14 protein-coding genes and 1 pseudogene are annotated in these 12,404 nt (G+C 39.4%); 7 read left to right on the forward strand and 8 right to left on the reverse strand.

Annotated features, from left to right (window positions below; all coding sequences use genetic code 11):
* The first annotated feature begins 2 nt into the window (after positions 1–2).
* Genes lpdA through MWG72_RS05525 form a run of 3 tightly spaced genes read left to right on the forward strand, consistent with a single transcriptional unit; the run spans position 3 to position 3,280 of the window.
* A complete protein-coding gene (gene lpdA, locus MWG72_RS05515; protein WP_247143410.1) occupies positions 3–1,403 on the forward strand; it encodes a dihydrolipoyl dehydrogenase in 1,401 nt (466 codons plus the stop codon).
* A gap of 11 nt (positions 1,404–1,414) precedes the next feature.
* Entirely contained in the window at positions 1,415–2,200 is a 786-nt protein-coding gene (locus tag MWG72_RS05520; protein ID WP_087012899.1) for an acetoin reductase, read from the forward strand.
* A gap of 21 nt (positions 2,201–2,221) precedes the next feature.
* Positions 2,222–3,280, forward strand: coding sequence for a 2,3-butanediol dehydrogenase (locus MWG72_RS05525; protein WP_218289552.1), 1,059 nt, complete (start codon positions 2,222–2,224; stop codon positions 3,278–3,280).
* 323 nt (positions 3,281–3,603) lie between these two features.
* Here MWG72_RS05525 and MWG72_RS05530 read toward each other — a convergent pair whose 3' ends face one another.
* A complete protein-coding gene (locus MWG72_RS05530; RefSeq protein WP_003651786.1) occupies positions 3,604–3,840 on the reverse strand; it encodes a VF530 family protein in 237 nt (78 codons plus the stop codon).
* Positions 3,841–4,294: 454 nt separating this feature from the next.
* Between MWG72_RS05530 and MWG72_RS05535 the strand changes: the two are divergent.
* Positions 4,295–4,544, forward strand: a pseudogene (locus MWG72_RS05535) (ISNCY family transposase); the annotation flags it as partial.
* Positions 4,545–4,546: 2 nt separating this feature from the next.
* On the opposite strand, the gene MWG72_RS05540 reads toward MWG72_RS05535, so the two are convergent.
* The 7 genes from MWG72_RS05540 to MWG72_RS05570 form a co-directional block, all read right to left on the reverse strand.
* A complete protein-coding gene (locus MWG72_RS05540) occupies positions 4,547–5,308 on the reverse strand; it encodes an alpha/beta fold hydrolase (RefSeq protein WP_247143411.1) in 762 nt (253 codons plus the stop codon).
* An 898-nt stretch (positions 5,309–6,206) separates the two neighbouring features.
* A complete protein-coding gene (locus MWG72_RS05545) occupies positions 6,207–6,575 on the reverse strand; it encodes a hypothetical protein (RefSeq protein WP_247143412.1) in 369 nt (122 codons plus the stop codon).
* The gene (locus MWG72_RS05550; protein WP_247143413.1) at positions 6,576–6,938 is read right to left on the reverse strand and encodes an immunity protein Imm33 domain-containing protein; all 363 of its coding nucleotides are present in this window, start codon (positions 6,936–6,938) and stop codon (positions 6,576–6,578) included.
* Positions 6,939–7,067: 129 nt separating this feature from the next.
* On the reverse strand, positions 7,068–7,670 hold the full coding sequence (locus MWG72_RS05555; protein ID WP_247143414.1) for a nitroreductase family protein: 603 nt from the start codon (positions 7,668–7,670) through the stop codon (positions 7,068–7,070).
* Between the two features lie 433 nt (positions 7,671–8,103).
* Positions 8,104–8,595 carry a hypothetical protein gene (locus MWG72_RS05560; protein ID WP_004280216.1) on the reverse strand — a complete coding sequence of 164 codons (492 nt, stop codon included), beginning with the start codon at positions 8,593–8,595 and terminating at the stop codon, positions 8,104–8,106.
* A gap of 126 nt (positions 8,596–8,721) precedes the next feature.
* Positions 8,722–10,116, reverse strand: coding sequence for a class II fumarate hydratase (fumC, locus tag MWG72_RS05565; RefSeq protein WP_247143415.1), 1,395 nt, complete (start codon positions 10,114–10,116; stop codon positions 8,722–8,724).
* A 140-nt stretch (positions 10,117–10,256) separates the two neighbouring features.
* Positions 10,257–11,264, reverse strand: a complete 1,008-nt coding sequence (locus tag MWG72_RS05570; RefSeq protein WP_247143416.1) for an NAD-dependent epimerase/dehydratase family protein — start codon at positions 11,262–11,264, stop codon at positions 10,257–10,259.
* Positions 11,265–11,334: 70 nt separating this feature from the next.
* Here MWG72_RS05570 and tusD point away from each other — a divergent pair, with 70 nt between their 5' ends.
* Genes tusD through MWG72_RS05585 form a run of 3 tightly spaced genes read left to right on the forward strand, consistent with a single transcriptional unit; the run spans position 11,335 to position 12,400 of the window.
* Positions 11,335–11,703: a sulfurtransferase complex subunit TusD gene (gene tusD / locus MWG72_RS05575; protein WP_004280211.1), complete on the forward strand. Its 369-nt coding sequence runs from the start codon at positions 11,335–11,337 to the stop codon at positions 11,701–11,703.
* Positions 11,704–11,747: 44 nt separating this feature from the next.
* Positions 11,748–12,098, forward strand: a complete 351-nt coding sequence (locus tag MWG72_RS05580) for a hypothetical protein (protein ID WP_247143417.1) — start codon at positions 11,748–11,750, stop codon at positions 12,096–12,098.
* Between the two features lie 17 nt (positions 12,099–12,115).
* Entirely contained in the window at positions 12,116–12,400 is a 285-nt protein-coding gene (locus MWG72_RS05585; RefSeq protein WP_247143418.1) for a DsrH/TusB family sulfur relay protein, read from the forward strand.
* The last annotated feature ends 4 nt before the right edge of the window (positions 12,401–12,404 follow it).

Consider the following 12,404-nt stretch of genomic DNA (forward strand, 5'->3'; position numbering starts at 1 on the left):
CCATGTCAGATACACAATTTGATCTTGTGGTTATTGGTGCTGGTCCTGGAGGATATGTCGCTGCAATTCGCGCAGCGCAACTGGGATTAAAAACTGCAATCGTTGAAAAACAACACTTAGGCGGAGTGTGTCTTAATTGGGGATGCATTCCAACCAAGGCATTATTGAGCGGGGCTGCGCTTGCGCAGCAGTTCAAACATGCAGAACAGTTTGGTTTTACGCTTAACGCGATTGATTTTGACATTCAAAAACTGGTCCATCATAGCAGACAGGTTTCTGAGCAACTCGTGCAAGGTATCGGTCAATTATTGAAAAAAAATCAAATCACTGTTTTTAACGCAGCAGCCCAGTTTATTGCCAAAGAGCAATTAGAGCTTACAGATACGAATGGTCAAAAACAGCAGATTTCTGCACCACATATTATTGTCGCAACAGGTGCACGTGCAGCCAATTTGCCTCATATTCCTGTAGATGGTCGTCAGGTCTGGAGTTATAAAGAGGCTTTAGTTCCAGAACAATTACCAAAATCTTTACTGGTCATTGGTTCGGGTGCTATAGGCAGTGAGTTTGCAAGCCTATACCAAGACTTAGGCTGCCAAGTCACCTTGGTTGATATTGCAAAGCAGATTCTCCCTAGCGAAGACATTGAAGTTGCGAAGTATGTACAAAAGCAATTTGAACAGCAGGGTATGCAGGTTTTAACCGAAGCGACCGTAAAAAAAATAGAAACTGATCATACTCAAGTACATTGTCATATTGAAACTGCCGCAGGTGTGCAAATCATTAGCGTTGAAAAGGTACTTTCAGCTATTGGCGTGAAACCAAATGCTGAAAATCTGGGCCTAGACGCTTTGGGTGTTGAACTTGAGAATGGTTTTATCAAAGTTGACTCATGCTGTAAAACCAATGTTGTGGGCGTTTATGCAATTGGTGATGTCGCAGGCGCACCCTGTCTGGCACACAAAGCCAGTCATGAAGCCATTCTTTGTGTGGAGAAAATTGCAGGCCTGAGTCATGTACATGCTTTAGATCGTACTCAAATTCCGGGCTGTATTTTCACCCATCCGCAAGTGGCCAGTATTGGTTTGACCGAACAGAAAGCGAAAGCTGCGGGTTTGAATATCAATGTGGGTAAGTTCCCTTTACAAGCCAATGGTAAGGCATTGGCTTTGGGCGATAGCGCAGGATTTGTTAAAACCATTTTTAGTCAGGAAACAGGGGAATTGTTAGGTGCTCACATGGTCGGACATGAAGTCACCGAACACATTCAAGGTTTTGCCATCGCAAAATACCTAGAAGCTACGGATGAAAGCCTAGCGAAGGTCATTTTCCCTCATCCTACTTTGTCTGAGGCGATGCATGAGTCGGTATTGTCGGCGATGCAACGTGCAATCCATATTTAAGGAGTCGCGACATGCCTAGAGGTTTAAACAATAAAGTTGCATTAATTACGGGTGCGGCACAAGGTATTGGACGCGGTATTGCCTTACGTTTAGCACAAGAAGGTGTTCATATTGGATTGGTCGATCTTCACCAAGAAAAGTTAAATACTGTTCAACAAGAGGTTGAAGCCTTTGGCGTAAAAGCCACCACATTTATTGCGGATATTTCAGATCCAATACAAATCAGTGACGCTATTAATCATGCAGAATCGACACTTAATGGTTTTGATATCATGATTAATAATGCAGGTATTGCACAAGTCAAAGCTTTGGCAGAAGTAACGCCGAGTGAATTTAACCAAATTATAAACATCAATGTCGGTGGTGTACTTTGGGGGATTCAAGCCGCAGCAAATAAATTTAAACAACGCCAACAGGCTGGAAAAATTATTAATGCATGCTCAATAGCAGGTCATGAAGGCTTTGCTTTACTCGGTGTTTATTCGGCAACTAAATTTGCAGTTCGTGCATTGACGCAAGCTGCGGCTAAAGAATATGCCAGTGTTGAAATTACTGTAAATAGTTATTGTCCGGGTGTTGTTGGTACAGACATGTGGGTCGAAATAGATCAGCGGTTCTCTGAAATTACAGGTGCACCAATTGGTCAAACGTATAAAAAATATGTAGATGGTATTGCTTTAGGACGTGCTGAAACACCAGATGACGTGGCTGCATTAGTTGCATTTTTAGCCAGCGAGGATGCAAACTATATTACAGGTCAGTCTATTTTGACAGATGGTGGAATGGTTTACCGTTAATATCAACATGAGGAATACACAATGAAAGCAGCTCGTTTTTATGATCGAGGGGATATTCGAATTGAAGATATCCCTGAACCGAAAGTACTTCCAGGCACAGTTGGAATTCAAGTTGCGTGGTGTGGTATTTGCGGTACAGATTTACATGAATTCATGGAAGGTCCTATTTTTATTCCACCTTGTGGTCACCCACACCCAATTTCGGGAGAATCTGCACCTGTAACAATGGGACATGAATTTTCAGGCGTGGTTTATGCAGTTGGAGAGGGTGTAGACGATATCCAAATTGGACAACATGTCGTAGTTGAACCCTACATTATTGCTGACGATGTGCCGACTGGCCCGAATGATAAGTATCATTTATCAAAAAATATGAACTTTATTGGTTTAGGTGGACGTGGTGGCGGTCTTTCTGAAAAAATTGCAGTTCAACGACGTTGGGTACATCCTATTTCAAATGATATTCCCTTAGACCAAGCAGCGTTGATAGAACCTTTATCTGTCGGTCATCATGCTTATGTCAGAAGTGGTGCAAAAGCTGGCGATATAGCATTGGTTGGTGGAGCAGGCCCTATAGGCTTACTTTTATCAGCCATTTTAAAGGCCAAAGGTCTCACAGTCATCATTACTGAGCTGAGTGCAAAACGTAAAGAAAAAGCGATAGAGGCTGGCGTTGCAGATTATGTATTAGATCCCTCCCAAGTTGATGTGGTTGATGAAGTAATGAAAATTACTGAAGGCCGCGGTGTAGATGTCGCTTTTGAATGTAGTAGTGTCAATAAAGTCATGGATACATTGGTGGCTGCAATGAAACCAACTGGTGTGGTTGTTATCGTTTCTATTTGGAGCCATCCTGCCACAATTAATGTACATAGTGTGGTGATGAAAGAGCTAGATATTCGTGGCACGATTGCTTATGTAAATGACCATCAGGAAACCATCCGTTTAATCGAGCAAGGTAAGATTAATTTAGAACCTTTTATTACTCAACGTATTGCATTAGATGATCTTGTTTCCAAAGGCTTTGAAACGCTGATTCATAATAATGAGTCTGCAGTAAAAATTATTGTTCATCCATAGTAAAGCCTAATTTGAATAAGCTAGAAATAAACTCTATGTCTATGTAGCTATTTCTAATATCTTTATCGATAGGAAATGAGTCTGTACCTACAGATTCATTCTCAAATTTACAGTGTTGAGTGCCAGTATGATTTTGATCATACAGCCTAGTAAAGATAGAAAATAAGTTTTTAAATAAACCAGAGGGATATAGACTAAATTTTGCTAGGAGAGTGGTGGCAGTCCACCACCAATTAAAAGGTGTCTACAAAATCATTGGCTATTCAATAAGTTTAGTTTACTGCTTGGTATAAAATATTAGGCTGAGGTTGGGGTTTTGAAAGCTACGATTTCTGTTTGGCTTTTTGGCGTAAGACATACAAATATAAGCTTTCTACTTTTTCACGTGCCCATGGTGTGGTACGTAAAAATCGCAATGATGACTTAACACTTGGATCTATGCAAAAACATCTAATTTCAATTTTACGACTTAAGCCTTCAAAGCCACCGTAGTAATCCAATAACTCATCCAAAATGTCAGCAAGTTTTTTGCCGTGTAGAGGGTCATTGGAGGCGTTCATAATAAATAAACCATATTTTTGGAGGCCATTATTATAACCTGAGCTAGTTGAAAAATGGGAGGGTTGAAATTTAAACATAATTAACATTGATGTGTGCTGAAATAGCAGGAGACATTCACTTGTGAGATTCTAGTCAGCCGACTTGTAAAAATCTTCTGCCATTTGATTTGGTGTCTTAAAATGTAGACCTTTCTTTTTATAGAATAAGACCTTAAAGAAAATCTATTTAACTGAAGCAAACATAAAAGTGCATTACTAATTTGACAGATAATAAAACCTGATTTAATCTATATCAGAAATAATGAACAAATTAGCAGGTGTTATTTATTTAACATAATATACATTATACGAAATGCATTTGTAACTCCAAAATAGAAATGTCCGGTTTCTCCAAAGTAAAAATGTCCGCTTTTAGAATATGCACTTTTGCAATTTCCTTAGCGGACGGTTTGATATGTTGGTGTCTATGTCTGACAAAGAAATTCAACGTCTTGCAGAACTGCAAGACGTTCGAGATCAAAGTATTACACAAGTCCGTGCTGCTGAAATTCTGAATCTTTCAATCCATCAAATACTCGGTTATTACATATCTGATGCATGCCAGATGTGGCCAAGCGGGTCATCGTCGCCATGACGATCTGTTAAAATCAGAATGCCTTGCCATTATTTCTGAACATCTGCTTAGCTTTGGCCCTACATTATCAGCTTAATTCAAAAAGGCTTTCATGTGCTGGATCACTTCTTCTGGTTTTTCACCATGTAGCCAATGTCCTGTATTTTCAATGCATTCAATTTTCGCCTGAGAAAATTGTTCATTGATTGCCGCAAAATGTTCAGGTTTTGAGATATAAAAAGAATTACCGCCACGAAGAAATAAAGCTGGCTGATTCATTTTTTCGACCTTTTCCCAGGCCATAATATCTGGATAATGATCAAATAAAGCCTGAACATTAAAGAGCCATTGCCCTTTATTAAAGGATTTTAATAAAAATTGAATCACCATTTCTTCATGAATATGTTCACGCATAATTTTTGCTGCCTCAAGTCGTGAAGTAACATTTGCTTGCTGCACAGCAAATAAGGCTTTAAAAATTTCAGTATGATGATTCTCATGATATTGGATTGGTGTAATATCTAGGACGACCAACCTTTCAGTTTTTACGCGGGCTAAGTCCGCTATTTTCATAGCAATTTTCCCACCCATGGAATGCCCTACTATTACGAACTTTTGGATATTTAAACTCGATAAAGTTTCTATTACGTCTTCTGCCATAAGCTGATAATTTAAGTTTGAACTATGAGCAGAAAGACCATGATTGCGTATATCAATTTGAAGCACGGTTCTTTGCTCAGAAAAATATCGAGCTAGTATCCCTAAATTACTTAAACTACCGAATAAACCATGAATAAAGACCATTGGAGATAGTACTGACGTTTCGTGGTGTTGAAGTTGATAATTTAGGATCATTTGAGTATTCCGTGATTTCTTTATTTAAATGTTTATAGTGGGTTTATATTGGGAATTAATCAATTGCGAAATTTTTAAATATAAAATTTTGCTTAGGCTATTCTTTGAGGTTATTTTTTTGCTTAGGCTAAATAATTTATAATCGATTCATAAGTATTTTAAATTACGATTTAAAATCTGGAGGGATATCTGGTTATACATATGAAAGAAGATGGTTGAATTGTGATGCTGGATGGTGATGTAGAATAAATATAATTAATAAAAATCTTAAAACTGGGATTTAATAACATATAAACCACTTTTATGTCGGAGTTTTTCTTAAACTAATTCTCTGTTATTGAAATATACTGAGGGAATTTTGAAAATATTTCTTTAATTATTCATTACTTATTATTTGTAAAAAAATGACTATTCATAAGTAGCTTATTAATCGACTTGATTCTTTTTAGAATAATAGGTCTTAAGTCCAAATGAGTTACAGACAGTAAACATCAGTATTATAAATTTCCTCCTCTCCCTTTCTTAGGAAATTTGTTAAACCTATGTGTTGCTTAGGCTATTTTAGTATCTTAGGATGCTTAAATATAAGCGTGCAATTACGTTATCCTACTTAAATTGTCCTGATCAAGAAATTACATCACATAAATAAGATATTTTTAGAAAATTATAAAAATCCAGATTATTCATTTATTCTTATCAATATATTGACTACTGCTGATATATCCCCGAGATATGAGGTGATTCTGTCAAAATTAATTTAACAGATTCTTTATTAAAATTATTCTAATGAGGGCTTTTTAGATTTTAATGTCTGTAAAATCTGGTTGTGAAATAGACTTACCTACTTAATTTTTATTCCACTGCAAAAAACTTTCAAGATAGAAAAGTATTTTATAACTTATTCTACATCCCTATTTTTACAAAATACGTTTGTAGTCATTCCAGATTGAGTCAAACTTTGATCCTGCCGCTCAAGAAAACTTTTGGCAACCATAGCCATCGTGGGCGCCATATCCAGACTGCTATTTTCTTCGGACACCTTTTGAATATCCTGATAGGCTTTCAGTCGTTTGCAGAAAGCCTGGCGTTGAGTTTGAGCATCTGCCTTTTGATCATCTTCATCTAAAATATGTTTGGTTTCATTCACGATTTCAGTCTGTGCTGAAATAAACTCATCATAGGCACTTTGTGAAAGCGGCTCTGCGAAGACCAAGCTACTCAGTCCTAATAATAATCCAGCACAAATGAAAGATGATTTTTTTAGCATTTAAATTTCTTCTTTCCAGACATCTTCATAATCATCGGCATCAATCATGAAACGAAAACCTGTTTCCAGAGCCAGATACGGTAAAACTTCTGGTGCGATGTCCTGTAATTCACGTACTGTCATGGTTTCAAAAGCCTCTTCACTTGAAGGCTCTCCGCCATAAATGTACCAGCTGATATTTTCAGCCGTTTCAGGCTTTTTACGGATGCCGACAATCGGATCTTTTTTCAAGGTATGTACAGCCACGGCAACAACATCATCACCCGTGACTTCAACATAAGCCGAGCCTACTTCTTCACAAAGTAGCTTTTGCTCTGCGATCAGTTCTTGTAAAGGTGACAGGTTTTGCGTGTTTTTCGACATTCGGTCTTACTCATCAATTTTCATTAGCGCGCTATTTTAACTTAATTTTAATGAAGCTGATTGGGATTTCATCGAGATCTAAAAAATATCTGCCCTTAAACCGTGTTAAGCGCAGATATGGATCCCAACTTATTGGAAGACTTTAAAGCGCTCTTCATCCGCCAGATAATCTTTAGCGCGCGGCTCGCCTTCTATCGAACCGAATACCAACTGTGCACGCAACTTCCAATTCGATGGAATGTCCCATTCCGCATGAACTTGCTCATCCACGATCGGATTGTAGTGCTGTAATGATGCCCCCAACCCTTCTGTATGTAATGCTGTCCACGTTGCAAATTGCGCGATCGCAGTCGAATGCTCTGCCCAGATTGGGAAGTTATCAGCATAAGATGGGAATTGTGCCTGTAAGCCTTCTACGACTGTGTGATCTTCAAAAAATAAAACAGTGCCTACCCCCGCCGCAAAACTTGCCATTTTTGCTGTGGTTTTTGCAGCGCTTTCTTCATCTTTGGCATAGCTTTTTAATTTATCTGCGACGAAGCCCCAGAACTTTTCATGTTCTGAATTGAATAAAATGACGGCGCGCGAAGACTGAGAATTGAAAGAAGATGGGCTTTGTTTAATTGCAGTCTGAATCAGATCAGTCAATTGTTCAGGAGATTGTTCAACATTCTTGGCAATGGCATAAATAGTACGGCGTTTAGTAATTAAATCTAAAAACTGATTCGACATTTTTGAAAATCCTGGGATATATCTTCGGGAAAATTTGAACCTTCAGTTATTTTTGTGAAGGATAGCTAATCAATAAAGCTTTTTACCTTATCTTAAGATAAAGCTTATATACCTTAAAAAATAATAGACTGAATTACTAGGCTATTTAATTGATATTTTTATATATTTTTTAGCTAAAAATGATCATTTTCATCTATTTTTTGAACAATCGTTAAAACTACTGCCCTATGCAAGTGCCTGACGCTAAACAATGGTTCAACATGCGCTATTATTGATCAAAATTTTAAGAATAAAGAAGTTCAATGACCATATTTAATATTGCTTAGGCTATTCTAAGCGATAGCGCATCATGAAATAAATCTCATCTTGCAGATAAAAATTAATCCCCCAAAATTGGAGGATTAATTTTATAATTAAAAGCTAAAAAACCGATTTAAAACTTCGCGTTCAGCACCTGAGCAGATACTTTAGTCTTCCAGAGCTCACGTAAAATCGGTAAATAGAATTTCTCACCGAGTTCCACCAGTTCTGCATCAATCAGAGCATGCATCTCATGCATAAACAAATAATCCAGTTCAACTGTGGTTAGTTTAGTCTGCTGTTTTTGATAGTCTTTGCGTTTCTGTTGGGCTTGTTTAACCAGACGATCCGCAAATGCTTTATCTTTAAACTGGGTAATTGCTTTTAATCGCAGTTCGATAATGCCCCATCCGGTTAAAAACATCTGAAAGGTCTCAAAATCATCGCTGGTCGATTCCCAAGACATTTCTTCCAGATTTTCATTATCTGGGAGTACAGGTAAAAGAAGTTCCATCACACTCGGAAAAATCTTTTTGAAATTCAGAATAAATTTAACAGGATGCTCACCTGGATAATCCTTGAATTGCACCTTTCTTTGAACATCTGTTAAATAAATATCAAGCATAAAACAATCATCAGTGGTTAATCTCATCTAGCACTATTGTACGCAACTCTGCCTGAGATAAAAACCACTGCTGCCTATTCCATGATAAAACAGGCGGAAAGATTGAAAATAAAAGCGCTACAGCCCTTATTTAGCATTCGGTGAGACCATCTGTTCAGGACGCACTACTTCATCAAACTGTTCAGCAGTGACTAAACCCAGTTCAACAGCCACCTGTTTTAAGGTTTTTCCTTCCTTATAGGCGGTTTTAGCAACCTTGGCTGCATTCTCATAACCAATGACCGGATTTAAGGCTGTGACCAGCATTAAAGAATCATGCAAGAAATGTTCAATTTTCTCATGATTCGGCTCAATACCGACGGCGCAATGATCATTAAAACTATTACAGGCATCGCCTAAAAGCTGGATGGATTGCAACAGGTTATAGGCAATCACCGGCATAAACACATTCAGTTCAAAGTTACCTGACGCACCTGCCACATTAATGGTGGTGTCATTGCCGAGAACTTGTGCAACTACCATCGTCATTGCTTCACTTTGCGTCGGATTCACCTTACCCGGCATGATGCTAGAACCCGGTTCATTTTCAGGAATACGCAATTCACCAAAACCACAACGTGGCCCACTGGCCAGCCAGCGAATATCATTGGCAATCTTATTCAGGCTAACCGCTAAAGTTTTTAATGCTCCAGACGCGAATACCGCAGCATCACGGCCTGCCAGAGCCTCAAATTTGTTTGGCGCAGTTACAAATGGCAAGCCAGTTAACTGTCCCAGGGCTTTAGCAGACTGAACGGCATAATCAGGATGAGCGTTCAGACCGGTACCAACCGCTGTACCGCCTAATGGCAATTCATAGAGTCCGACCAAAGCCTGTTCTAGACGAAGAAGTCCATGATCCAGCTGAGAAACATAACCGCTAAATTCCTGACCCAAAGTTAAAGGTGTAGCATCTTGTAGATGAGTACGGCCAATTTTTACAATATCGGCAAAATCCTGAGATTTGGCATATAAAGTATCGCGTAAGCGTGTGACTGCCGGAATTAATAGTTCATTGATCTGCAAGCTCGCAGCCACATGAATCGCAGTCGGAAATGAATCATTGGTAGATTGTGCACGATTGACATGATCATTCGGATGAACAGGTTTTTGTGCCCCTAAATGATTACCCAATTTCTGGTTGGCAATATTGGCAATCACCTCATTACAGTTCATATTGCTTTGTGTACCTGAACCGGTTTGCCAGACCACCAGTGGAAATTGACTGTCCCATTTCCCGCTGATAACTTCATCTGCCGCATCCACAATATAGCGTGACAGTTCTTGGGGAATCTGATTCAGCTCGGCATTGGTCAAGGCCGCAGCTTTTTTGACGAGCCCCATAGCACGAATCATTGGGCGTGGCAAACGCTCATTTCCAATTTTGAAATTTTGCAAGCTACGCTGAGTCTGAGCGCCCCATAAAGCCTCGCTCGGTACAGCCACTTCTCCCATCGTGTCATGTTCAATACGTGTTTGCATGTTCAACCTCAATTCTTCTTGCCTGTTACTAATCTTAGGAATTTCAATATGAATGATTTAATCTATTGATTTAAAGTAATCGATCACAGCAATCATGTAAATGATAATTATTATCAAATATAGTTAAATACTCTTAATTACTACCCTCTGAGCATATTCTGATAAAACAACCATTCATCCTCAAGCATCTTTCTGAGTGATCGCTGAGGTTGCCAATGTAGAGTATTTCGAGCTTTTTCGATATTCGCCCCTAATTGATCCATTTCAGCCTGTGGATATGGCAAAGCATCCATGGTTTTGATTGCAGATTGAGTTACTTCAGCCAGTTGATCTAGCAAATCCTGTATGGAAATCAATTCACCGGCAATATTAAAGGCTTCACATTTTAATTCCTGCTGTTGTGATAGCCATTGCAAGGACTTGATCACGGCATCACAACAGTCTGCGACATGCAGAAAACCGCGTTCTACTGTGCCATCCGCAGTATGGGCCTGACGGCGTAATTCCAGATATTCACGTTGCTGTGCAGCGACCTGCATCGCCAAAGGCAAAATATTTTTCGGTAAAGGTGGCACCGCTTCCCCCAGCACACCGTGTTCAAAGGCGCCGGCGATATTGGACAGACGCAGGATCGCAATCCGCCATTCATTGTCAGTTTTGGCAGTATCGCGGATAATTTCCTCAACCATTTGTTGCGATTTGATATAGGGATTCGGATAAGTGAAGTTAAAAGGCAGATCTTCGCTTAAGTCTGCACCAGATTGTCCATATACCGCCAGACTGGATAAATGTACCAGATGACGCACGCCGGTACGCTGCATGGCACGCATGAGACTCATAATACAGCTAACATTATCATTATAATATTCAAGTGGTTTTAATACTGATTCTTCCAGTGATTTAAAACTTGCGGTATGCACCACAGCCTGAATCGAATGCTGCTCAAAGACTTTGTTCAATGCTGGCGTATTGCGAATATCAATTTTGATAAAAGGTACATACATACCAGAAATAAATTCGAGGCGCTCCAGAGTCTGTAAGTTAGCATTGGCCAAATTATCGACCACAATGACCTCTAGTCCTTGTGCTAACAGACTTAAAGCAATATGTGAGCCTAAAAAGCCTAATCCACCCGTCACTAAAATCATTTATACTACCTACTTTCTGATGAAGCCAAGATCAATCTGTTGCTATTGATCAAGCCTGTAGTGAATTTCGATGAGCACCTTAATTCTTGTTACCTCCGCACCGACTTCCATTTATGCCTGGCATGCCCTGGGTTTGGCTCAGGCCTTGCAAGATAAACAGGAAGCATTCCGTGTATTCTTCTATCAGGACGGCGTATCGGTCGCAAATGCACTGCAATGGGTACCCGACGATCAACGTCATCTTACACATGCATGGCAAGCGCTACAGATTCGCCTCCCGGTCTGTGTAAGTGCAGCATTGGCACGTGGAATTACAGATCTGGACAATGCTCGACGTCACAATATTCAGCAGCATAATCTGGCAGATGCCTTTGAATTGGTCGGTTTAGGTGAACTTGCCGATGCTGTTCAGTCCTCACAACGTCTCATTCAATTCTAGATGTTTCATTTTTTAGAATGTGTTGCTTTTCCAAGGAATCTTGTGTGAAATCTGTACTTGTTATATTAACCCAAGCCAATCTGACCAGTCTGCAGGTGCATGAAAGCCTATCGGCTACGATGGTCCTGGCAACTTTTGGCGCAGAAGTTAAAGTCCTGCTACAAAGTGCTGCCCTCAGTTTGCTGCATTCAGACCTGCAATTTGACCAGGTGCATCATGCATTCAAACTGGCATCAAATATGGTCGACAGTTTCGAGTTTTATGATCTCACTCCAGTTCTGATTGAGCAGAAAAACCAGAATTCTCCATTTGTGACGCAGAGCGAACAAGAAATCGAATTTATTGAGCTTAATCCTGAATTTATTCAAGGCTTTGATCATGTGTTGTATTGGTAAGGAATAAGGATATACAAATGTCAAATCATACACTTTACCTGATCCAATCCAGCTATTCAGCAACAGCGCAGACCCTAGAGCAACTGGCTCAAACTTATACAATGGGTGATCAGGTGGTGCTGATGGGTGAAGCAGTTTTGCTGCTAGAGCATTCATTTCTGCAAAGCTTACCGAAAATTCACATGCTGGAAAATGATGCGGAGTTATTAGTACAGCCTTTGCCTGATCAGATAAAGCTTTTGAATTATGCGGATTTTGCAGATCTTTGCCTCGAGTTCAATCGCTGCATTTCAATGAAATAATGAA

This window comes from Acinetobacter lwoffii (assembly GCF_022967985.1).
Taxonomy (GTDB): Bacteria; Pseudomonadota; Gammaproteobacteria; order Pseudomonadales; family Moraxellaceae; genus Acinetobacter.